The sequence below is a fragment of the Amycolatopsis sp. NPDC050768 genome, from assembly GCF_040654155.1.
Lineage (GTDB): Bacteria > Actinomycetota > Actinomycetes > Mycobacteriales > Pseudonocardiaceae > Amycolatopsis.
In genome coordinates this window covers 177,048-199,026 of sequence record NZ_JBFAHL010000010.1, presented here as the reverse complement: position 1 = coordinate 199,026, position 21,979 = coordinate 177,048, and the positions used below count along the sequence as shown (strand labels likewise).

The 21,979-nt window shown below is 71.4% G+C and carries 22 protein-coding genes; 8 read left to right on the top strand and 14 right to left on the bottom strand.

The window, feature by feature from the left end:
* Positions 1 to 2 precede the first annotated feature (2 nt).
* Both AB0H62_RS28555 and AB0H62_RS28550 read right to left on the bottom strand, forming a co-directional pair.
* A complete protein-coding gene (locus tag AB0H62_RS28555) occupies positions 3 to 1,313 on the bottom strand; it encodes a serine hydrolase domain-containing protein (protein WP_360589301.1) in 1,311 nt (436 codons plus the stop codon).
* Positions 1,314 to 1,458: 145 nt separating this feature from the next.
* A complete protein-coding gene (locus tag AB0H62_RS28550) occupies positions 1,459 to 2,652 on the bottom strand; it encodes a thiolase family protein (protein ID WP_360589299.1) in 1,194 nt (397 codons plus the stop codon).
* Between the two features lie 152 nt (positions 2,653 to 2,804).
* Here AB0H62_RS28550 and AB0H62_RS28545 point away from each other — a divergent pair, with 152 nt between their 5' ends.
* Together AB0H62_RS28545 and AB0H62_RS28540 are read left to right on the top strand one after the other, a co-directional pair.
* The gene (locus tag AB0H62_RS28545; RefSeq protein WP_220240624.1) at positions 2,805 to 3,242 is read left to right on the top strand and encodes a helix-turn-helix domain-containing protein; all 438 of its coding nucleotides are present in this window, start codon (positions 2,805 to 2,807) and stop codon (positions 3,240 to 3,242) included.
* A 97-nt stretch (positions 3,243 to 3,339) separates the two neighbouring features.
* Complete coding sequence (locus tag AB0H62_RS28540; RefSeq protein ID WP_360589297.1) at positions 3,340 to 4,116, top strand: NAD(P)H-binding protein; 777 nt, start codon at positions 3,340 to 3,342, stop codon at positions 4,114 to 4,116.
* Here AB0H62_RS28540 and AB0H62_RS28535 read toward each other — a convergent pair.
* Positions 4,058 to 4,723, bottom strand: coding sequence for a TetR/AcrR family transcriptional regulator (locus tag AB0H62_RS28535; protein ID WP_220240626.1), 666 nt, complete (start codon positions 4,721 to 4,723; stop codon positions 4,058 to 4,060). The two genes, AB0H62_RS28540 and AB0H62_RS28535, sit on opposite strands and share 59 nt — an antisense overlap.
* Before the next feature lie 107 nt (positions 4,724 to 4,830).
* Here AB0H62_RS28535 and AB0H62_RS28530 point away from each other — a divergent pair, with 107 nt between their 5' ends.
* From AB0H62_RS28530 to AB0H62_RS28505, 6 genes are all read left to right on the top strand, one after another.
* Positions 4,831 to 4,974, top strand: a complete 144-nt coding sequence (locus AB0H62_RS28530; protein ID WP_360589294.1) for a hypothetical protein — start codon at positions 4,831 to 4,833, stop codon at positions 4,972 to 4,974.
* Between the two features lie 39 nt (positions 4,975 to 5,013).
* Positions 5,014 to 6,060 carry a lipase family protein gene (locus AB0H62_RS28525; RefSeq protein ID WP_360589292.1) on the top strand — a complete coding sequence of 349 codons (1,047 nt, stop codon included), beginning with the start codon at positions 5,014 to 5,016 and terminating at the stop codon, positions 6,058 to 6,060.
* 214 nt (positions 6,061 to 6,274) lie between these two features.
* A complete protein-coding gene (locus tag AB0H62_RS28520) occupies positions 6,275 to 8,635 on the top strand; it encodes a glycoside hydrolase N-terminal domain-containing protein (RefSeq protein ID WP_360589290.1) in 2,361 nt (786 codons plus the stop codon).
* Between the two features lie 115 nt (positions 8,636 to 8,750).
* A complete protein-coding gene (locus AB0H62_RS28515) occupies positions 8,751 to 9,119 on the top strand; it encodes a DoxX family protein (RefSeq protein ID WP_220240630.1) in 369 nt (122 codons plus the stop codon).
* An 87-nt stretch (positions 9,120 to 9,206) separates the two neighbouring features.
* Complete coding sequence (locus AB0H62_RS28510; protein WP_220240631.1) at positions 9,207 to 10,061, top strand: LysR substrate-binding domain-containing protein; 855 nt, start codon at positions 9,207 to 9,209, stop codon at positions 10,059 to 10,061.
* Positions 10,062 to 10,096: 35 nt separating this feature from the next.
* Positions 10,097 to 10,957, top strand: a complete 861-nt coding sequence (locus tag AB0H62_RS28505) for a hypothetical protein (protein WP_220240632.1) — start codon at positions 10,097 to 10,099, stop codon at positions 10,955 to 10,957.
* 7 nt (positions 10,958 to 10,964) lie between these two features.
* On the opposite strand, the gene AB0H62_RS28500 is transcribed toward AB0H62_RS28505, so the two are convergent.
* From AB0H62_RS28500 to AB0H62_RS28450, 11 genes are all read right to left on the bottom strand, one after another.
* On the bottom strand, positions 10,965 to 11,873 hold the full coding sequence (locus AB0H62_RS28500) for a cobalamin-binding protein (protein ID WP_220240633.1): 909 nt from the start codon (positions 11,871 to 11,873) through the stop codon (positions 10,965 to 10,967).
* Positions 11,874 to 11,954: 81 nt separating this feature from the next.
* The gene (locus AB0H62_RS28495; RefSeq protein WP_360589286.1) at positions 11,955 to 12,359 is read right to left on the bottom strand and encodes an ATP-binding cassette domain-containing protein; all 405 of its coding nucleotides are present in this window, start codon (positions 12,357 to 12,359) and stop codon (positions 11,955 to 11,957) included.
* Positions 12,360 to 12,522: 163 nt separating this feature from the next.
* A complete protein-coding gene (locus tag AB0H62_RS28490) occupies positions 12,523 to 13,623 on the bottom strand; it encodes a serine hydrolase domain-containing protein (RefSeq protein WP_360589284.1) in 1,101 nt (366 codons plus the stop codon).
* Positions 13,620 to 15,203 (bottom strand): ABC transporter ATP-binding protein, encoded by a 1,584-nt coding sequence (locus tag AB0H62_RS28485; RefSeq protein ID WP_360589282.1) that lies wholly within the window; start codon positions 15,201 to 15,203, stop codon positions 13,620 to 13,622. Before AB0H62_RS28485 ends, AB0H62_RS28490 begins: the two co-directional genes overlap by 4 nt.
* Positions 15,200 to 16,099: an ABC transporter permease gene (locus AB0H62_RS28480; protein ID WP_220240636.1), complete on the bottom strand. Its 900-nt coding sequence runs from the start codon at positions 16,097 to 16,099 to the stop codon at positions 15,200 to 15,202. The genes AB0H62_RS28485 and AB0H62_RS28480 overlap by 4 nt, the downstream gene beginning before the upstream one ends.
* Positions 16,096 to 17,052: an ABC transporter permease gene (locus tag AB0H62_RS28475; RefSeq protein WP_220240637.1), complete on the bottom strand. Its 957-nt coding sequence runs from the start codon at positions 17,050 to 17,052 to the stop codon at positions 16,096 to 16,098. The genes AB0H62_RS28480 and AB0H62_RS28475 overlap by 4 nt, the downstream gene beginning before the upstream one ends.
* Positions 17,053 to 17,060: 8 nt before the next feature.
* Entirely contained in the window at positions 17,061 to 18,659 is a 1,599-nt protein-coding gene (locus tag AB0H62_RS28470; protein ID WP_360589279.1) for an ABC transporter substrate-binding protein, read from the bottom strand.
* Positions 18,660 to 18,706: 47 nt separating this feature from the next.
* The gene (locus AB0H62_RS28465; protein WP_220240639.1) at positions 18,707 to 19,141 is read right to left on the bottom strand and encodes a thioesterase family protein; all 435 of its coding nucleotides are present in this window, start codon (positions 19,139 to 19,141) and stop codon (positions 18,707 to 18,709) included.
* On the bottom strand, positions 19,134 to 20,078 hold the full coding sequence (locus AB0H62_RS28460; protein ID WP_360589277.1) for a 3-hydroxyacyl-CoA dehydrogenase NAD-binding domain-containing protein: 945 nt from the start codon (positions 20,076 to 20,078) through the stop codon (positions 19,134 to 19,136). Before AB0H62_RS28460 ends, AB0H62_RS28465 begins: the two co-directional genes overlap by 8 nt.
* On the bottom strand, positions 20,071 to 20,964 hold the full coding sequence (locus tag AB0H62_RS28455) for a 3-keto-5-aminohexanoate cleavage protein (protein ID WP_360589275.1): 894 nt from the start codon (positions 20,962 to 20,964) through the stop codon (positions 20,071 to 20,073). The genes AB0H62_RS28460 and AB0H62_RS28455 overlap by 8 nt, the downstream gene beginning before the upstream one ends.
* Entirely contained in the window at positions 20,964 to 21,824 is an 861-nt protein-coding gene (locus AB0H62_RS28450; RefSeq protein WP_360589273.1) for a TetR/AcrR family transcriptional regulator, read from the bottom strand. Before AB0H62_RS28450 ends, AB0H62_RS28455 begins: the two co-directional genes overlap by 1 nt.
* Between the last annotated feature and the right edge of the window lie 155 nt (positions 21,825 to 21,979).

The following is a 21,979-nucleotide window of genomic DNA, read 5'->3' as shown; positions in this document are numbered from 1 at the left end:
GATCAGGCGATCCGGGAGGCGGCGGCTCCGTTGTGCAGGAAGCGGGCTCGGCCGTGCTCGTCCGAGCCGACCAGGGACAGGACCTGGTGGCCGTCGAACTTCGGCTCGAGCGTGATGATCGTGCTGTCGCCGAGGCGGACGACCTCGACGCGGCTCTCGCGCTTGCCGAGGAGGGACGCGGCGAGCTCGCTTCGAGGGTGGTAGGTGAGAAACGCGCGGTCGTTCTCGACGGCGAGGGCGATGTCGTACAGCGTGGTGCGGTAGGTGCCGCACATGCGGTCCGCGTCGATCGGAGTGGGGTTCGCGGGCGGCACGGGGAGCGGTGCCGTCCCGACGCCGGCGAGCTCCCCGAGCACCGTGCTGAAGATTTCGTGCGCCAGCGGTTCACCGCCCGCGCTGTTGGTCAGCACCGCCACCGCGACGCCGGCCGAGGGGACGACGCGCAGGAACGCCTTTTGTCCTTTGGAGACGCCGGTGTGGCCGAGCACGCGGTCCTGGTAGAGCATCCAGCCGAGCCCCCAGCCGAGGATGCCGCCGCCGAAGTCCGGGACGGACTCGAGCTGGGGTTCGCGCAGTGCCGCGAGCGTCTCGTCGGTGAGGTGCAGGCGGACGAACTCCAGCAGGTCGCGCGCACTCATCGCGAGGTGCGAGCCGCTGGGCACGCAGTGGTAGCGGGCCGCCCACGACGTGGTGGGCACGAGCTCTCCGCCGGCCTCGACGTGGCCGACCGCGGCGCGGTGCAGGATCGCCTCGTACGGGTCGGTGGCGACGGTCCGCAGCCCCAGCGGTGCCACGAGGTGTTCGCGCAGCACGTCGTGGAAACGCTTGCCGCGCACCACCTCCACGAGCCTGCCGAGCAGCGCGTACCCGCTGTTGGAGTAGGAGAAGAGCGTGCCTGGTGGAAGGAGCTGGTCCGCGTCGGCGAGGGCGGCGACGAACTTCTCGATCGCGTCGTCGTTGCGACCGGTGTCGACGTAGTGGTTGCCGTCGAGGCCGCCGGTGTGGGTGAGCAGGTGGCGGGCGGTCAGCGATGCGGTGGCGGCCGCGTCGCTCAGCCGGAAACCGGGCACGTACTCGCGAACGGGACGGTCGAGATCCAGCACGCCCTCGCTCACCAGTTGCCGGACCAGGGTGGCGGTCCAGATCTTGGTGATCGAGCCGATCTTGAACACCGAGTCGGACGTGGTCTCGACTCCCGTGCGCAGGCTCAGCACACCCGCGGCCTCGTCCCGGATCTTCCCGTCGGCCAGCACAGCCACCTGCGCGCCCGGTACGTCGTACTTCGTGATGAGCTCGCCCAGGTTCCACCCCATCCCGGCAACCTAGCGGCCGTTGCACCCGCGAGATCGCGCCGGCTTCCCGATTGTGTGGTGCGATCGGCCCCCGGCCGATCCGACCGCACAATCGGGAAGCCGGCTCAAAGGCGATCTCGCACGCCCCGACGGAGTCGGGGCAGAGTTACAGCCGTTCGATGATGGTCGCGTTGGCGAGGCCGCCGGCTTCGCACATGGTTTGCAGGCCGTAGCGGCCGCCGGTCTGCTCCAGTACGGACAGCAGCGTCGTCATGAGGCGCCCGCCGCTCGCGCCGAGGGGGTGGCCGATCGAGATGGCGCCGCCGTTGACGTTGACCTTGTTCAGGTCCGCACCGAGCTCCGCCTGCCACGCCAGCACGACGCTGGCGAAGGCTTCGTTGACCTCGAACGCGTCGATGTCAGACAGCTTCAACCCTGCGCGGTCGAGCACCTTGCGGGTCGCGGGGATCACGCCGGTGAGCATGTAGAGCGGGTCGTCGCCGACCACCGAGAACGAGTGCAGGCGCGCCCTCGGCTTGAGGCCGAGCTTCTTCGCCGTGTCGGTGCTGGTGATGAGCACCGCGGAGGCGCCGTCGTTGATCGGCGAGGAGTTGCCCGCCGTCACGCGCCAGTCGATCTGCGGGAAGCGCTCCGACCAGAGGTCGGCCTTGAACGCCGGCTTGAGGCCCGCGAGGACCTCGGACGTGGTGCCCGGGCGCACCGACTCGTCGGTGGTCACGTCGACGAGCGTGCCGTTGGGGCCCGGCGCCTTGAGCGCGGCGACCTCGCCGGCGAACTTGCCGTCGGCCCAGGCCTGGGCCGCGTGGCGGTGGCTCTCGGCGGAGTACGCGTCGAGCTGCTCGCGCGAGAAGCCCCACTTGGCGGCGATGAGCTCCGCGCTGATGCCCTGTGGCACGAGGCCCTCGGGGTAACGGGCGGCGACACCGGCGCCGAACGGGTCCTTGCCGGCCATCTGGCTGCCCATCGGCACGCGGCCCATGGACTCGATGCCGGAGGCGATGGCGATGTCGTAGGCGCCGCTCAACACACCCTGCGCGGCGAAGTGGATGGCCTGCTGGCTGCTGCCGCACTGGCGGTCGACGGTCACGGCGGGCACCGACTCCGGCAGCCCCGCGGCGAGCGCGGCCCAGCGCGCGGTGTTCATGCTCTGCTCGCCGATCTGCCCGACCGCGCCGCTGATCACGTCGTCGATCAGCGCGGGGTCGATGCCGGTGCGTTCGACCAGCGACCGGATGGCGTGTGCGTGCAGATCGACCGGGTGGACCCCCGCCAGCTGCCCCGTGGGCTTGCCCTTGCCGATCGGTGTCCGCACCGCGTCGACGATGACCGCGTCCCTCATGACCTGCCTCCTTGCATAGCCGCTTGATCCCGTTGTACGCGTTATGGGTTGGATAACACAACTCACTCGGCGAGGGTTGTCGGCCACCTCACACCCTGGTGGTGACGTGCTAGGTTGGAAATTCCTGCTGGGGTGTAACGGAGGTGGGACGGATGGCAACGCGAGGCCGGGAGTGCTCGATCGCGGACGCGCTCGAGGTGGTCGGCGAGCGGTGGAGCCTGCTCGCGCTCCGGGAGGTCCTGCTGGGCGAGCGGCGGTTCAACCAGATCGCCGAGAACACCGGGGCCAGCCGCGACATCCTGGCGGCGCGGCTGCGCAAGCTGGTCGACGCCGGCGTGCTCGAGAAGCGCCAGTACGAGGACCACCCGCCGCGCTTCGAGTACCTGCCCACGGAGTCCGCGAAGGCGCTCCAGCCGGTGCTGCTCGGCCTGATGCAGTGGGGCGACCGATTCATCCGCCAGGGCCCGCCGCCGACGGTGTACGAGCACGACTGCGGTGAACAGCTGCACGTGAAGAGCGTGTGCGCGCATTGCGGCGAGCCGATCGCGTCGAAAGGCCTGCACGCGGTCCGCGTGGGCGCGGTGCGCTGATCTTCCGCTGAAGCACACGGCTTCCGGGCCGGGCGGGCGCGTGCCAGGATGGCCGCGGAAGCCGTCCGGCCGGGCGGTGGTGCCGGGAAGGGGCGGCGTGCCGGAACGGATCCTGGTGACCGGCGGGACCGGTCAGCTCGGCAGGGTGGTCGTCGAACGCCTGGTGAAGGCGGGGGAGCAGGTGCGCGCGCTGAGCCGCCGGCGCCGCGGTGGAGGCGGCGCCGAATGGGTCGTCGGGGATCTGCGCTCCGGGCGCGGGATCGACACCGCGCTGGCGGGCTGCGACATCGTTCTGCACTGCGCCACCGATTACCGGCGCGAGGTCGCCACGATGCGCACGCTCGTCGAGGCCTCGCGTTGGACGGGCAACCCGCCGCACGTCGTGTACGTGTCCATCGTCGGCGTCGACCGCGTGCCGCTCGGCTACTACGCGGCGAAGCTCGCCGCCGAGCACGTGCTCGCGAGTTCCGGGCTGCCGCACACGATCCAGCGTGCGACGCAGTTCCACGCGCTCGTGCGCGCCGTGCTCGCGGGCGCGGCCCGGCTGCCGGTGGTCCCGGTGCCGCGCTGGCGGTTCCAGCCCGTGGACGTGCGCGACCTCGCGGTGCGCTTGGCCGAGCTGGCCAAGGCGGAGCCCGCGGGCCGGGCGCCGGACTTCAGCGGACCGGAGGTGCTGGCGGCGGCGGACCTGGCGAAGGCGGTGCTCGCCGCGAGCGGCCGGACCAAACGCGTGCTGCCGGTGCGGCTGCCCGGCGCGTTGTTCCGTGCCTACGCCGACGGCGGCAACCTCGCGCCCGGTCACGCCGACGGGGTGATCACCTTCCGGCAGTACCTGGCGGAGCAGGAGAATCCGGTGGCTCTGCGGTACCACTGACCGCGTGCGGCGAGACCAGCAGCTTCAGCACGTCGGCGAAGAGCGAGTCCGGCACCGCGGACGCTTCGACGCCGCGCTCCACCGCGAGCCCGTTGGACAGCGCCAGCACCACCACCGCGAGCTGTTCCGGCGGCAGCGGCAGCTCGACGCCGTGCTGGGCCGCGGCCCGCGTGATGGCCGCGGTGATGGCGTCGCGCAGCTGCGCCCGGCGCAATGAGAGTCCTTTGTGGACGGCCGGGTTGCGCATCGCGATTCCCCAATACTCCAGCAGAAGCCGGTGCCACGTCGCGTCCGTGTCGACGCCCGCGGCCAGCCGCGCGCCCGCCTCCGCGGTGGCCGCGCCGAGGTCGCTCAGCTCGTCGAACGCCGTGGTGGCCGAACGCATGCGCTCCACGATGTGCTCTTCCATGATGGTGAGCACGAGGTCGTCGCGGCCCTCGAAGTTCGAGTAGACCGCGCCCTTGGTGAGCCCGGCCGCCGCGGCGATGTCGTTGAGCGACGTGGCCGCGATGCCTTGCCGGGCGAACACCTCGCTCGCGGCGTCGATGATCTTGCGCCGGGTCTCGGCGCGGCTCGGGCGACGGCGCGGGGTCCGCGAAGGGGCCATGAGCCGGAGACTACAGCTCCCTCACCTGGACGTTTTTCGTTGACTGTGATCCAGGTCATCTGGTAAGCCTCTGAGCCGATACCGCTCGGTATTGAGTTGGAGGTCCCGTGCCCACTGTCAGCGTCGACATCCGCCGAAAGCTCTCCGCCCTCGCCGTCGTCACCGCGATGGCCGCGACGGTCTTCACGGCCGCCACGCCGTCCGCCACCGCCGCGCCGTCGACCGGAAATCCCGCGAGCGACCCGTTCTAGGCCCAGCCCTCGCCGTTCCCGGAAGTCGCGCCGGGCACCGTGCTCGACTCGCGCCCGGTCACCATCCGGGCGCTGACCCTGCCCGCGCCGGTGCGCGCGTGGCAGGTGAAGTACCGCTCGACCGACACCGACGGTGCCGCCATCGCAGACGTCGCCACGATCATGCAGCCGGTGAACCCGCCGGCGGCCGGCGCGCGCAAGCTCGTGTCGTACCAGACCGCGCAGGACGGGCTGACCACCGACTGCGCGCCTTCATACGTCCTCACCACGGGCACCGCGCTGCCGGCCGAGGAGCTGGCGCTGATGCTGCCGCTGGTCGCGGCCGGCTACACCGTGGTGACCGCCGACTATGAAGGTCCGGACTCCGAGTGGGCGGCCGCCGCCAACGCCGCCCATGGTGTGCTGGACGGGATTCGCGCCGCGCAGTCGTTCCCGCCCGCCGGGCTCGCCGGCCCGAGCACGCCGACGGGCCTGATCGGCTACTCGGGCGGCGCGCTCGCCAGTGAGTGGGCCAACGAGCTGCAGCCGCGGTACGCGCCGGAGCTGAAGTTCGCCGGGGTCGCCGCCGGCGGCGTGCCGGCGGACCTCGACTACATCGCCCGCCACATCGACGGCGGCCCGTTCGCGGGCATCTACGTGGGCGCCGCCGTCGGGCTGGCCCGCGCGTACCCGGAGATCGACACGGACACGCTGCTCAACGCGCGTGGCAAGCAGGCGTTCACCGAGGTCGGCGACCAGTGCATCGCCCAGTTCACGGTCGGACAGGCATTCCGGCGGATGCGCGACTACACGACCGTGCCGCAACTGCTCGAGGTGCCCGCGGTGAAGCGCGTGATCGCCGAGAACACCATGGGGCGCTTCAAGCCCGGCTCGCCGGTCTACGTCTACCAGGGCGTGTTCGACGAGCTGGCGTTCTCGCCGCCGGTGGACAAGCTCGTGCGCACGTACTGCGCGCAGGGCGCCGCGGTGCAGTACCGCCGGATCCCGATCGGCGACCACGTGACGGTGGCGGTGCAGGGCGCGCCCGGCGCGCTGGCCTACCTCGCCGACCGGCTGGCGGGCAAGCCCGCGCCCAGCACCTGCTGAGCGCGCTCGGGTGGCGGTCCCCGCCGGCGGAGGCACCGCCACCCGAGTCCTCCGAGGGGTTTGATCCGGCTCCGCCGGAAACCGATCCGTCTCCGTCGTTGGCGGGAAATAATTCCGAAGAATCTTGACCAGGTTCGGGCAGACATCCTATCTTTGGCGAGCTTCAGGCCTCGCTCACGGCCGGATTCCGCCTTCGACGACGAACGGACCTGTCATGTCGGACCTCTCCTCCCCACCCTCCCGTCGGACCTTTCTCAAGCTCGGTGGCGCCGTCGGCGCGGGCTTCGCCTTGAGCGGGTTTCACCCGTTCACAGCGCAAGCGTCGCCCGCGCGACCGCCGGTCGCCGACCTCGTCTCGGACAACGCCGCGACCACGCTCTGGTACCCGGCGCCGGCCGTCGAGTCGCACGTGATCGAGCAGGCGCTGCCGATCGGCAATGGTCGGATCGGTGGCCTCGTCGGCGGTGACCCCGCGGCCGACTACGTGTACTTCACCGACTCGTCGCTCTGGACCGGCGGGCTCAACGACACGGTGCAGGACGACGGCCAGCTGCCCTACGGCAAGGACGACTTCGGCAGCTTCGGTCTCCTGGCCAAGGTGCGGCTGAAGTTGCCCGCCCACACGGGCGTCAGCGGCTACCGGCGAACCCTCGACCTCAGCAACGGCCTCGTCACGGCGACCTACGGCCTGCGTGGCGCGACCTACCGGCGTGAGGTCTACGCGAGCTACCCCGACGACGTCGTGGTGATCCGGCTGACGCAGCAGGGCGGTGGTTCCTACACCGGTTCGGTGACGCTGGAAGGCACTCGCGACGAGAAGCCGACGACGGGCGGCGGCGCCGTCTCGCTCGGCGGCACGTTCGCGAACGGCCTGAAGTACAGCAGCGCCGTCACGGCCGCGTCGAAGGGCGGGCGCGTTGCCGTCTCGGGCACGGAGGTGACCTTCACCGGCTGCAGCGAAGTGGTGATCGTGGTCTGCGGCGGCACGAACTACGTGCCCGACGCTGCGCGGCAGTACCTCGACGCCGGGGCGGACCCGGCTTCCGTGGCCGTCGGCAAGGTGAAGGCCGCGGCCGCCGCGTCCGGCACCGCGCTGCTCGCGACCCACGTGCAGGACTACCGCGAGCTGTTCGACCGCATGAAGGTCGACCTCGGGCAGTCGCCGGCCAACCGGCGCACCCTCGACTCGTGGTCGCGCATCGCGGTGCGCTACACCGACCCGGGCACGCCGGACCCGGAGCTCGAGGCGAGCTACGTGCAGTTCGGCCGGTACCTGACGATCACCGGCTCCCGCAGCGGTCTCCCGATCAGCCTCCAGGGCCTGTGGCTCAACAACAACTCGCCCGACTGGTACAGCGACTACCACACCGACATCAACCTGGAGATGAACTACTGGCTCGCCGACCGCGCGGGCCTGAAGGAGTGCTTCACCGCCCTGGCGGACTACTGCCTCGCGCAGCTGCCCTCGTGGACCGACACGACGAAGCGGCTGTTCAACGACCCGCGCAACCGGTTCCGCAACAGCACCGGCAAGATCGCCGGCTGGGCGATCGCGTTCTCCACCAACATCTACGGCGGCTCCGGCTGGGTGTGGCACCCGGCGGGCAACGCGTGGCTGTCCAACAACTTGTGGGACCACTACGAGTTCACCCAGGACAAGGCCTACCTCGAGAAGGTCTACCCGGTGCTCAAGGGCGCGACGGAGTTCTGGGAGGCGCGCCTGGTCACGAAGAACATCGACGGCAAGGACTACCTGGTCAGCGACACCGACTGGTCGCCAGAGCAAGGGCCGGACGCGCAGGGCAACACCTACTCCCAGGAACTCGTCCACGACCTGTTCGGGCACTTCACGCAGGCGACGCAGATCCTCGGGCGCGACGGCGACTACGGCAAGACGATCACGGGGATGCGCGACCGGCTGCACCTGCCGACCGTCAGTCCGGTCACCGGCTGGCTGCAGGAGTGGCTCTCGCCGGAGAACCTGGGGGAGACCACCCACCGGCATCTCTCGCCGCTCATCGGGTTCTTCCCCGGCGACCGCATCAACACCGACACCGCGCCGAAGGAACTGATCGACGGGGTGCGCAACCTGCTGATCGCCCGCGGGATGGACACCTTCGGCTGGGGCTGCGCGTGGCGCTCCGCGTGCTGGGCCCGGCTCAAGGACGCCGACCGCGCGTACCAGCTCTTCCTCACGGTGCTGCGGCCCTCGTTCAACAACGGCAACGGCACGGCAGCCAACTTCTTCGACATGTACAGCCAGGGCAGCTACACGATCTTCCAGATCGACGCGAACCTCGGCGGGCCGGCCGCGGTACTGGAAATGCTGCTGTACTCGCGCTCGGGTGTGATCGAGCTCCTGCCCGCGCTGCCGTCGGCCTGGGCGGAGTCCGGGCAGGTGACCGGCATCGGCGCCCGCGGCGGGTTCGAGGTCGACCTCGAATGGCGGCGGGGCAAGGTCACGAAGGCGGTCGTGCGCAGCGTCGGCGGCACCGAGACCGAACTGCGCGCCGGTACCTGGAAGCAGCAGATCCGGCTGCGCCCGGGCCAGTCGATCACCGTCACCCCGCGGTGACCGGACGGGCGCCGGAGGGTTCCCGTCCGCACCTTCCGGCGCCCGTGCCGTTCGTCGGTTCGACCTCGAACAGTGTAGCGTTCAACTACACGAGTCGGACAGATCAGGAGCGGGCATGAACATCGCGTTGTGGATCGCGGCGGGGATTTCGGCAGTGCTGTACCTGGGGGCGGGCGGGATGAAGCTCGCAACGCCGCGGAAGAAGCTGCTCGAGAACCCCAACATGGGCTGGGTCGAGGACTTCTCGGACACCTCGGTGAAGCTGATCGCGCTCGCGGAGGTGCTCGGCGCGATCGGCCTGATCCTGCCGTGGGCCCTGGACATCGCGCCCGTCCTCACGCCGATCGCGGCGGTGGGTCTGGCGATCGTGGCCCTCGGCGCGATCGTGGTGCACGCGCGGCGCAAGGAGCCGAAGGGCGTGCCGGTCAACGTGGTGCTGCTGGTGCTGACCGTGTTCGTCGCCGTGGGCCGCTTCGCCGGCTGAGCGCGGCCTCACCCGGGCGTCGGTCTCGACCCGGCCACGGAGCCGCGGCTGGCTTAGGCTGGGCGCGGCGAGGGACGGAGGCGCGAGGTGGACGTCGATCTGCGGAAGGTGCGCTACTTCGTCGCCGTGGCCGAGGAACTGCATTTCGGCCGGGCGGCGGAGCGGTTGCACATCGCGCAGCCCGTGCTGTCGCGCCAGATCAGGGCGTTGGAAGAGGAGCTGCGCGCGCAGCTGTTCGTCCGCGACCGGCGCTCGACGGAGCTCACGGCCGCCGGCCGGCAGCTGCTCGAGGACAGCCGGCCGATCCTCGCCTCGGCCGACGCGTTGCGGCGGCGCGTGGCGCTGGCGGCGCGCGGCGCTTCGACCTTCACCATCGGATTCATGCCCGGCATCACCGTGACCGAACCCGTGCGGGCGCTGACGGATCGGCATCCCGGCCTCGAGGTGGAGCTGGTCCGGACCACGTGGGACGACCAGACCCAGGTGCTGCACGACGGCCGGGCCGACGTCGGCATCGTCCGGCTGCCGGTGGACCCGCGCGGGCTCACCGTGCGGCCGATGTTCAGCGAGCCGCGCGTGGCCATCCTGCCGGTGTCGCACCGCCTGGCGGGCAAGGAATCCGTCGACGTGGCCGACCTCGCCGACGAGCACCTGCTCAACGACCCGGACGCGGTGCCGGAGTGGCGGGCCGTCGCGACCGAGCTGCGCGCCGGCGGCGCCGCGCGGCCCCGCGGGTTCCGCAGCATCGAGGAGAAGCTGGAGCACGTGGCCGCCGGTCTGGGCATCGCGATCGTGCCGCTGTCCACTTCGGAGTACTACACGCGCCCCGACGTCACCCACGTGCCGGTCGGCGACCTGCCGCCGGGCCAGGTCGCCTTGGCCTGGGTCGCCGCGCGACGCTCGCGGCTGATCTACGAGTTCGCGGAGCTCGTCACAGCCTGACTGCGGGTCGTGCCGTGGTGTGGTAGGCCAAGACCATGAACGCGCTGGGTTCCTACGTCGAGTCGTGGTCTCCCGAACCGGTCACCGATACCGACGCGCTCCCGGCCGGACCGGCCGCCGCGCTGTCGGCGGCACTGGACCTGCCGCGGCCGGCTGCCGTCGTGGGGCAGGCGCTACCGCCGCTGTGGCACTGGCTGTACTTCCTGGAGTGGCCGCGGCATTCGGAGATCGGCACCGACGGCCATCCGGCGGACGGCCACTTCCTGCCGCCGTTGCCGGACCGGCGGCGGATGTTCGCCGGCGGACGCCTGGAGGTCCGGGCGCCGCTCGTGCTGGGCACGCCTGCGGAACGGACGCGGTCGCTCGGCGAGGTCGCCGTGAAACACGGCAGGACCGGCGAGATGCTGTTCGTGACCGTGCGGTCGGAGATCAGCCAGGACGGGACCGTGCGCGTGGTCGAGGAGCAGGACATCGTCTACCGCTCCGGCGAGGACGCCGGGCGCACCGCGCTGGCGGCGCTTGACGTGACCGGCAAGCCGGAGTCGGCCGCCGAGTGGCAGCAGGCGTGGACGCCGGATCCCGTGCTGCTGTTCAGGTTCAGCGCGCTGACGGCCAACGCGCACCGCATCCACTACGACGAGCCGTACGTCACCGGCACCGAGGGGTATCCGGGTCTCGTGGTGCACGGCCCGCTGCTCGTGCTGCACCTGCTGGAGCTGGCGCGCACCCGGGCGCCGGAACGCGCGATCCCGTCGCTGTCCTACCGCTTGCGCCGCCCGGTCTTCGCGGGCGAGCACCTCCTCGCGACCGGCGTGCCCGGCGACGGCGGCGCGGCGCTGCAGGTCGACTCCGCGCGCGCGGAAGCCGTGGCGACCGCGGACGTCGTGTTCGCCTGACGGCGGTTCAGGCTCGGCGGGCCTCGGCGGGGGACACCGGCGGGTCGGCGTCGACGCCGTGCAGCACGTGGGCGAGGACTTCCGCGCCGCGGATGACGCGCGGGCCGGGGCGGTTGAAGTAGGCCGGACCGTCGAGCAGCCACACCGCACCGGCGCGCACCGCGGGCAGTTCGGCCCAGCCCGGCAACGAGGTGAGGACGTCGAACTCCGCCGCCGTGCGATCGGGGCTGAAGCCGCACGGCAGGACGAGCAGCACGTCCGGGCGCGCGGCTGCCACGGCGTCCCACGGGATCGGGTGCGTGTGCTCGCCGGGCGCCGCGAGCAGCGGTTCGCCGCCCGCCGCGGTGATCTGCTCGGGCACCCAGTGCCCGGCGGGCCACAGCGGGTCGAGCCATTCGAGCGCGACCACGCGTGGCTGCGGCTTGCCGGCGACACGAGCGCGGACGGCGTCGAGTCGCGCGGTGAGTGAGCGGACGCGATCAGCGGCGAGGGCCGGTACGCCCAGCGCGTCGCCGAGTGTCGTGACGCAGCCGAGGACCTCGGCGAGCCGCCGTGGTTCGAGGCTCAGGACTTTCGGCCCCGCGTCGAGCATCCGCACGGCTTCGGCGACGCGGGTGTAGGAGACCGCGCACACCTCGCACAGGTCCTGGGTGAGCACGAGATCCGGCGCGAGCCCGGCCAGCCGCGCGGTGTCCACCGAGTACAGCGAAGACCCGCGGTGGGCCGAACCGCCGACGGCGTCGGAGATCTCGCGGCTGGTCAGCACGGCGTCGTCCACCTCGGCCGCGGTGACGACGGGCACCGACTCGACCCCGGGCGGCCAGTCGCATTCGTGGGTGCGTCCGACCAGGTCATCAAGGCGGCCGAGCTCGGCCACGAGGTCGGTGGCGGCGGGCAGCAGAGACACGATCCGCATGGTTCGAACCTAGCCCGCGCCGAATCGCCCCGCGCGGGGAGGCAGACCGCGATCACCGTCGGTTACGCGGCCCGGTGAAGGCTATTGTGGACCGACTGCGTGGGGTGCCCGATCGGACGCACACCGTGACCTCGCAACTCCGTGGTGGTCGCCGATGCCGAACGCGCGGTGCTCGCGATCGCCGACGAGTTCGCCGCGCGGCGGCGCAAGACCCGCCGAGGCGAACTGGCCCGGGAGGCCGATCCGGGAACGGACCTCACCGCCCTCGCGCGCGACGTCGAACCCGGCGACGCGCGCGGTGCCGGAACTGGCCGGCAGCATGGTGGTGAGGATGTTGACCAAGGTGGTCTTGCCCGCGCCGTTGTGGCCCAGCAGGCCCAGCACGGTGCCGCGCTCGACGCTCAGGCTCACCGAGGACAGCGCGTCGACCGACCCGAACGTCCTGGTGATGCCGGTGGCCTCGATCATCGGGTCGCCGGTGCTCATTCGTGCCCTCCGGGGCTCGCCTCGAGCCGGCATCGAGCTTCTCGGTCCTTCCGGACAGCCGCCGGCGGTGCTTCGACGAAGCCGAGTCTCACCCGGAGGGCGCGGGCGGGTCCACCGTGTCGTAACAGCAAAACTCTCGGTGACCGCTAGAGAAAGCCTCCGGTCAGACGGCCTGGTGCAGGGCCGCCAGCAGCGTCGCGGCGCGCGTGTCCACGTCTTCGGCCTGCAGTTCGTTGGTGGTGAAGGAGAACGAGACACCTCGGTTCGGCCACGCGCCGTGTCGGCCGCCGCCCGCGCCCGAGTGGCCGAAGGCGCCCGGGTCGGCACCTTCCGGACCGTAGGTGCCGATCGGGTCGGCCAGTTCGAAGCCGAGACCGAAGCGCAGCGGCCGGTCGTTGATCGCGTCGACGCCCTCGCTCCACCTCCGGGTCGCCTGCGTCAGCACGGCCGACGGGACGAGGGAACCCGCCAGCAGCAGGTCGTAGAGGCGCGCCATGCTCGTGGCCGTGCCGACGCCGCTGCCGGCCGCGAGCTCGGCGCCGCGGTACCCGGGGGAGTTCATGGTGTCGGTGGAGTCCAGCAGGCCGCGGTACATGCGCTCGACGACGCGCCGGCGCTCCTCGTCCTGCAGGAATGTGCTGATCCGGTAGCCGGGCGCGCGTTGCAGCGTCGCGACCGGGATCGACGGCGGGGTGCCGAGCCGCAGATCCAGCCCGTGCGGGGCGGTGAGCAGCTCGTGCAGCAGCTCGCCGACGCGCTGGCCGGTGACGCGGCGGATCAGCTCCGTGGCGAGGTAGCCGTAGGTCAGCGCGTGGTAGGCCACGCGCGTGCCCGGTGTCCACAGAGGACTTTGAGACGCGAGGGCGGCCGCGTTGGCCGCGTTGTCGGCCATCGGCACATCGGCGTCCACATAGGGCAGCCCGACGGTGTGCGCGAGCACCTGCGACACAGCCACGTCGGCCTTGCCCGCCGCCGCGAACTCCGGCCAGTAACGTGCCACGCGTTCGCTCGGGCCGAGCTGGCCGCGCGCGGTGAGCATCGCGACGAGCGTGGCCACGATCCCCTTGGTGCCGCTGAACAGCACCACGCGCGTGTCGCGGGTCCACGGGACCCCGGGCGCCGCTGATCCGGCACACAGTTCGACCACGAGGCGGCCACGCTGGAAGACGCTGAACGCGACCCCGCCCGAGGCCGCGCCGGCGACCTCGTCGAACGCTTCGCGCACCGCCTCGAACCCCGGCCGCACCTCGCCGTGGCCGGTCATAGGCGCGGCGTGGTGGCCAGCAGTTCGCCGGTGTAGGAGTGGGCGGGCGCGGTCAGCACGGCTTCGACCGTACCCTCTTCCACGATCTCCCCGCCGCGCAGAACGGCGATCCGGTCGGCCACCTCGGGCGCGAGCGCGATGTTGTGCGTCACGAACAGCACGGCCATCCCCAGCTCGCGGCGCAGCTCACCGAGCAGCTCCACGATGGTCGCCTGCACCGACACGTCGAGCGCGGAGGTCACCTCGTCGCACACCAGCACGTCGGGGGTCGTGACCAGCGCCCGCGCGATCGCCGCGCGCTGGCGTTCGCCGCCGCTGAGCTGGTCGGGCAGGCGGTTCGCGAGCGACCGGCCGAACCGCACGCGGTCGAGCACCTCGGCCACGCGCTCGCGCCGCTGCGGACGCGACAGCGAGGTCAGGTGCACCAGCGGCACCTCGATCGACTGCGCAATCGTGCGACGCGGGTTGAGCGAGGAAAACGGGCTCTGGAAGACGTACTGGATTCGCCGCCGCTCGTCGTTGCTGCGCTGGCGCGTGCCGGGCGCGAGCGGGGTCCCGTCGAGTGCGACGGTGCCGGTGAAGCCGCGCGTGAGGCCCGCGACGCACTGCGACAGCGTGGTTTTGCCGGACCCGGATTCGCCCAGCAGCATCACGCACTCGCCGCGCGTCACCTCCAAGTCCACCCCGCGCAGCACCTCGTGGCGGCCGTATGCGACGTGGATGCCGCGCGCGGCCAGCACTGCGTCCGAGGGCGGGGGAGCGTCGCCGGGTTCCGCGCCCAGATCCGGCACGGCGGCCAGCAGTTCGCGCGTGTAGGCGTGTTCCGGGCGCTTCAACACGTCCTCGGCCGACCCTGTCTCGACCACGCGGCCCTGGTACATGACCGAGACGCGGTCGGCGAGCTGCGCGACCACGGCCAGGTCGTGGGTGATGTAGAGCGCGGCCACGCCGTGCTCGGCCGTCAGCCGCCGCACGGTCTCCAGCACGAGCGCCTGGGTCATCACGTCGAGCCCGGTCGTCGGCTCGTCGAGCACCACGACACTCGGCCGGCACGCGAACGCCATCGCGATCCCCACGCGCTGCTGCTGCCCGCCCGAGAGCTGGTGCGGGTACCGCCGGCGGTAGGCCGGATCGGCGGGCAGGCCCACCTCCGTGAGCACCTCGGCCACGCGCTCCTCGACCGGGCCGGGGTAGCCGTGCGTTTCCAGCACCTCGGCGATCTGCAGCCCGATCCGCAACGCCGGGTTCAGCGACAGCGCCGGGTCCTGCGGCACGTAGGAAACGGTCGTGCCACGCAGTTTCCGACGCTCGGGCGTGGCGAGCGAGAGCACGTCGACGGGTTCGCCCTCACGCGGGTGCAGAGTCACCTCGCCGCCGTCCGCCACGAGCCCGCGGCGGAAGTGGCCGAGCGCGGCCAGGCCCGCCGTGGTCTTGCCCGACCCGGACTCGCCGACGAGCGCCAGCACCTCGCCCGGCGCGATGCGGTAGGAGATGTCGTGGAGCACCGGCCGACCCGCGGCCGTCTTCACACGGAGGCCGGTCACTTCCAGCGCGAGCTGCGCGTTGTCGACGGCGGTCACGAGCGTTCCTCCCGGGTGCGCCCGGCCGCGGCCGAGGCGAACGAGTCGGCCACGAGGTTCGTGCCGACGGCGAGCAGCGCGATCGCCACCACCGGGAGCAGCACGCCCCACGGCTGCACGACCAGCGCGATCCGGTTCTCGTTGATCATCAGGCCCCAGTCGGCCGCGGGCGGCTGGATCCCGAGCCCGAGGAACGACAGCGACGCGATGTAGCCGATGGAGTAGGTCAGCCGCAGACCGAGCTCCACCATGAGCGGGCCGGTGATGTTCGGCAGGATCTCGCGCAGCAGGATCCGGCTTCGCGGCACCGCGTACATCTCCGCGGCCCGGATGTAGTCCTCGCCGCGCACCGCCACCGTCGCCTGGCGCGCGACGCGAGCCGTGCGGGGCGCGTGGGTCAGGCCGATCACCAGCACGAGCAGCCAGCCTTTCGGCCCGATCACCGCGATGGCGAGCAGCGCGATCACCAGCTGCGGGAATGACAGCAGCACGTCGTTGCCGCGCATCAGCAGGCTGTCGAGGCGGCCGCCGCCGTAGCCCGCGACCATGCCGAGCAGCGCGCCCAGCACGATCCCGAGCACGGTGGCGAGCACCGCGTAGAGCAGCAGCGTGGTGCCGCCGGCGAGGAAACGCGTGAGCACGTCGCGGCCGAGGCCGTCGGTGCCCGCGAGTCCGTCCGGTTTGAACGGCTTGCCCGCGAAGTCCGTGGTGCTGTAGCCGGTGAGCACCGGCCCGAGCCACGGGCCGAGCAGCGCCACCAGCACCACGATCCCGGCCAGCACTGTGCCGACCTTCGCCTGCGGGAACCGCCACGCCGTACGGAGAAGCCCGCCGGCCTTGACGGGTGCTTCGCCGGCCGTGGTGGCCGGTGCGAGCTCGTCGTCGACGGCGGTCATCGGCTCGCCTCCGTCCGCAGCTTGGGGTTCGCGAGGATGCCGACCACGTCGGCGAGCAGGTTCACCACGATGTACACCGCGGCGATGATCAGCGTCACGGCCTGGACCACGGCGACGTCGCGTTTGCTCACCGCGTCGATCAGCGACTGCCCGATGCCGGGGTAGCGGAAGAGGAACTCGACCACCACGACCCCGCCTGCGAGCCACGCGAGCTGCAGTGCCACGACCTGCGCGACGGGACCCACGGCGTGCGGCAAGGCGTGCCGCAGCAGCACGGTCCGCTCGCGCACACCCTTGAGCCGGGCCATCTCGACGTAGCCGGAGTCGAGGACCTCGTTCATGGTCGCCCGCATCATCCGCGTGATGTACGGCGTCACCACCAGCACGAGCGTCGCCACCGGCAGCACGAGCTGGCTCGGCTGCCGCCACACGGGTTCACCGGGCGCGGTGAGCGTGACCGAGGGCAGGACCTTGAACACCGTGGTCGCGAACAGCACGATCAGCGCCACGCCGATCACGAACTCCGGCAGCGCGGCGATCACCAGGCTGATGCCGGACACGGTCTGGTCCGCGGCCCGGCCGCGCCGCATCGAGCTCCACGTGCCCAGCGCCAGCCCGAGCGGCGTCGCGATCACCGCGGCGAGCACGAGCAGCACGAGCGAGGCCACGATCCGGTCGCCCAGCAACGTCGTCACCGGGCCTTGCGTGGACGTCGAGGTGCCGAGGTCGCCGGTGAACAGCCCGCCGAGCCAGGTGAGGTAGCGCTGCCAGACCGGCTCGTCGAGGTGCAGCTGGTGCTGCAGCGCGGCGATCCGCTCCGGTGTCGCTTGCTGGCCGAGGATGGCGCGCGCCGGGTCGCCCGGCAGCAACAGCGTCGCCACGAACACGAGCAGCGTGACCAGCCACAGCACCACGAGGCTCACGAGCAGCCGCTTCACGATCATCCGGGTCATGCCGCACCTCACTTTCCTGAGTCGACGGGCGCGGTGCCCAGCCACGCTTCGCGGAACTGGTAGCCGGACAGCGAGATCCCCGTCCGGTCCGGCACGAGGCCCGCCACGTAGACCTGGTGGGCGTCCACCTGGTCCACGAAGCCCCACACGATGAGGCCGCCGCGTTCGTACTCGATCCGCTGCGCCTGGTGCAGCAAGTCCGTGCGGGCCGCGGTGTCCACTGTGGCGCTCGCGCGCGTGACGAGGTCGGTGAACTGCGGGTCCTGCCAATGGGTCTCGTTGTACGGCGACTTCGGCAGCGAACCATTCGCGACCTGCGGCAGGTAGTTGCGCGTGTACCAGAAGTCCTGCGCGAAGTCCCAGGACAGGTAGTTCTCGCCGTAGAACGTGGTGGTGTCGACCTTGCGGATGCGCACGTTGACGCCCGCGGCCTTGGCCTGCTGCTGGAACACCTGCGCCGCCTCGACCGCGCCGGCCTGGATGGGCGCGGTGACGAGCTCGATGTCGAGGTTCTCGTGCCCGGCTTCGGCCAGCAGTCGCTTCGCGGCCGGGATGTCCTGTTCGCGTTGCGGCAGCTGCGAGTCGTACGCCGGGTCGAACGGCGCGTAGAGGTCGTTGCCGGGCCGGCCCTGACCGCTCAGGACCTGGTTGATCATCTGGTCGCGGTCCACCACCAGCCGCAGCGCCTGCCGCACGCGCACGTCGTCGAACGGCGGACGGTCCACGCGCATCGTGAAGGGCAGCCAGGTGCCCGTGGCCGAGCGCAGCACGCGCATCCGCGGGTCGCTGCGCAGCACGTCGACGAGCGCCACCGGCACCTGGTCGATCGCGTCCACCTGGGACGAGAGCAGCGCGTTGATCCGGGCGTCGTCCTCGGCGAAGTTGATCAGCACCAGCTCGTCGAGGTAGGGCTGGCCGGGCCGCCAGTAATGGTCGTTGCGCACGAACGTGCTCTGCAGACCCGCGGTGAACTCCTTCAGCCGGAACGGCCCGGTGCCGATCGGCCGCTTCACGTCGAAGTCCGCCGGCACGATGCCGAGGGAGTACTGGCCGAGCAGGTCGTCGAAGCCGGCGTTGGGCTCGGTGAGCCGGAACTCGACGGTCCGCTCGCCCGTCGGCACCACCTGGCCGAGCATGGTCAGGCTGGCGGCTCCGCTCTTGGGGTCCTTCGGGTCCGTGATCCGCTTGAACGTCGCCACGACGTCGGCGGGGGTCACCGCGCGACCGTCGTGGAATCGCACCCCGTCGCGCAACACGGCCGTCCACGTCCGCGCGTCCGGCGACGACGTGAGCGATTCGGCGACCAGCATCTGCAGCTTGTAGTCGTGGTCGCGCAGCAGCAGGGGTTCGTAGAGGTTGAGCACCCGGGCGATGTCCGGGTTCGCCACGGGGATGTGCGGGTCGAGCGTGTCGGACGCGCCACCACCGGTCACGCCGACGCGCAGGGTGCCGCCGCGGCGCGGTGGCCCGCTCGGCGCGGCGGCCGCGACAGCGGAGCCGCCGCACGCGGCGAGCAGGGGAGTGGCGCCGAGCAGGGCGGCACCGCCGAGCGCCGCCGTGAGGAACCGGCGGCGTGAGAGGGAATTCGGCTCACATCGTTCTTCCATGGGTGTCTTCCGGTGGGAGGCTGGCCGGGCAGGGGTTCGGGAGAGCGTCAGGCGATGGCGCGCCCGGCGTGTTCGGGCAGTGGCGTGAGGTGGGCGCCGAGGCGCTCGGCGACGGCTTCGGGAAACGGTGCGGCTCTGCCGTCGGCGACGTGCAGGCACAGCAGTTCCTCCGTGGCCACGAGCTCATCGCCCACGTATAGCTCGTGCCACAGCCGCACCTTCTTCGCCCCGACGGCCAGCACGGAGGTCGTCACGGTCAGCTCGGCGTCCGGCCCGACCTCTCGAAGGTAGCGGACGTGCGCCTCCACGGTGTACAGCGAAGCGCCGGTGGACTCGCGGTAGGCGGGATCGAGGCCGACGGCGTCCATCAACGCGGTGGTGGCGTCGCCGAACACCAGCACGTAGTAGGGCTCGGAGAGGTGTCCGTTGTAGTCGATCCACTCGGGACGGACGCGGTCGTGGTGGAGCAGGACCTCACCCACGACGGGCCTCGCCGACGGCGCGCTGGACGGCGATGATCGCCCGGTCCCGCTCGGCCACGAGGTCGGCGATCGCGCGCGGTGCGGCCTCGTCCTCGCAGCCGTCGACCACGGCGTTGCGCAGCTCGGTCGTGAGCTCAGGCGCCTCGAGCCGCGTCCACGGCGCCTTCAGCGACGGTCCGAAGTGGTCCAGCATGTGCGCCATGCCGCCTTCGCCGCCGGCGAGGTGGAACGTGAGCATCGGCCCCTGCACCGGCCAGCGCAGGCCCGGCCCGTCGGTGATCGCGGTGTCGATCTGCTCCACGGTGGCCTCGCCGTTCGCGATCATGTGCAGGGCCTCGCGCCACAGCGCCTCCTGCAGCCGGTTGGCGATGAACCCGGGCACCTCGTGGTCCATGGTGATCACGGTCTTGCCGACGTGCCGGTAGAACTCGCTTGCCCACGTCACGGCCCACGGCGCGGTGAGCTTCCCGCCCACGACCTCGACCAGCGGGATCAAGTACGGCGGGTTGAACGGGTGGCCCACCACGAGCCGTTCCGGTGTCTTCGCCGCCACCTGCATCTCGGTCATGCCGTACCCCGAGGTCGAGGACGCGACCACGACACCGGCCGGCGTGACGGCGTCGATGTCGGCCAGCAGCTTCTGCTTGAGCGGCAGATCTTCGGGAGCGCTTTCCTGCACGAACCCGGCGCCCTCGACCGCCTCCGCGAGCGTGCCGGCGACGGTGAGCGCGTCGCGGCTCGCGCCCTCGGCCAAGCCCAGCGACGTGAGCGCGGGCCACGCGGCGTCGACGAGCCGGCCCAGCTTCGCCGCGGCGTCGGGCGCGGGGTCCCAGGCCCGAACGCGGTAGCCGCGCGCGAGGAAGTGCGCGACCCAGCCGCCGCCGATCACCCCCGCACCGACGCACGCGACGGTGTCCACAGTGGATACCTCAGGCACGGACACGCTCCTTGAGGCCGAGGATTTCGCGGGCACGGTCTGGAGTGGCGATGCCGGCGCCGAGGTCGGTGACGATCCGCACCGCCCGCTCCACCAGCTGGCCGTTGGTCGCCTTGACCCCGCGGGCGAGGTAGAGGTTGTCCTCGAGCCCGACGCGCACGTGCCCGCCGAGCAGCACCGACTGTGCCACCCACGGCATCTGGTCGCGCCCGATCGCGAACGACGCCCACTGTGCGCCCTCGGGCAGCAGCTTCACCATCGCCTGCAGCAGCCCTGGGTCGGCGGGCGCGCCGTAGGGGATGCCCATGCACAGCTGGAACAGCGGCGGCGCGTCGATCAGCCCTTCCTCCACCATCTTCGAGGCGAACCACAGGTGCCCGGTGTCGAAGATCTCCAGCTCCGGCTTCACGCCGAGCTCCTGGATCCGTTTCGCGCCGGTGCGCAGCATGTCCGGAGTGGACACGTAGAGCTGGCTGCCCTCGCCGAAGTTCAGCGAACCGCAGTCGAGCGTGCAGATGTCGGGCAGCAGCTCCTCCACGTGCGGCAGCCGGGCCAGAGCGTTGACGAGGTCCGTGCCGTCGATCGGCTTGAGCGGATCCTCCTCGTCGAGCACGAGGTCACCGCCCATCCCCGCGGTCAGGTTCACGACCACGTCCACTCCGGACTCCCGGATCAGCCGCACGGCTTCGGCGTACAGCGCCACTTCGCGCGACGGAGCCCCGGTCTCGGGCTCGCGGACGTGGATGTGGACGACGGCCGCCCCGGCTTCTGCGGCCTCGATGGCGCTCGCGGCGATCTGCGCCGGCGTGACCGGCACGTGGGGACTCCGGCCGACGGTGTCGCCCGCGCCGGTGAGGGCGCAGGTGACGATGACCTCGTGGTTCATCAGGCTCCTTTGACGATCGACCTTTCGATGAAGTCGTGCAAATGCGCGCGCATGGTGGCCACGGTGCTGCCGGGCTTGCGGGTCAGCACCTGGATGCCGAGCCCGTCGATCAGCGCCGTGAGCTGCTCGGTGGCGGCCTCGGGATCGGCCACGCGGAACGCGTGCTGCTCCTGGCCGGTGCGGATGGTCATGAGGATCGTCCGGTACCAGCGGTCGTAGGAATCGGTGTAGAGCGACCGCAGCTCCGGGGCGAGGGACACCTCGTTCCACACCTGAAGCCAGACCGACCACTCGGCGCGCAGCACGCCGTCGGCCGGGAGTTGCAGTTCGACCAGCTTGAGCAGCCGGTCATGGGCGCCGTCGACGGCGTGCAGCTCGGCGACCTGCCGGTCGAAGGCGAGCTTCACGTTGCGCCGCAACGCTTCGTTGAGCACTTCCGCCTTGCTCGGGAAGTGGTAGTGGATGGTGGCGGTGCTGGTGCCGCATGCCTTCGCGATGTCGGCGATGCGCACCCGGTGGTAGCCGCGCTCGGCGATGAGCAGCCACGCCGTCTCGAGGATCCGCCGCCGCGGCTCGGACTGCATGTGGTGCTCGGGATCGCTCTCCGGACGCGCGGCGAGCGCGGGGACCGCCGTCACGGTCTTCGCGTCGTCGCTGCCGTTGAGCAGCCAGTTAACCGTGACGCCGCAGTACTCGGCGACGCGGACGAGCTCGTGCGGCGAGAACCGGCGGGTGCCGGTCAGCGCCTTGGACAACTTCGTCTCTTCGAGCCCGATGGCGGCGGCGAACTCCCGCTGGGCTCCCGGCATGGACCGGATCAGCTCCCGGACCCTGGTCCGCAGCTCTTCCGACTCGTCCATGCCGGAGGACCGTAACCCCGCATTGCGATTATCGCAATGGTCCGGACACTTTCACTGTCGCGTTCGCGTAGTTTTGGCCCAGTGTCAGCGAGTTGCGATGGGTGCTGACTGTCGGATCAGTCAAGCCCCCGGTTTGACCGCCGGCGGCGCGGGCA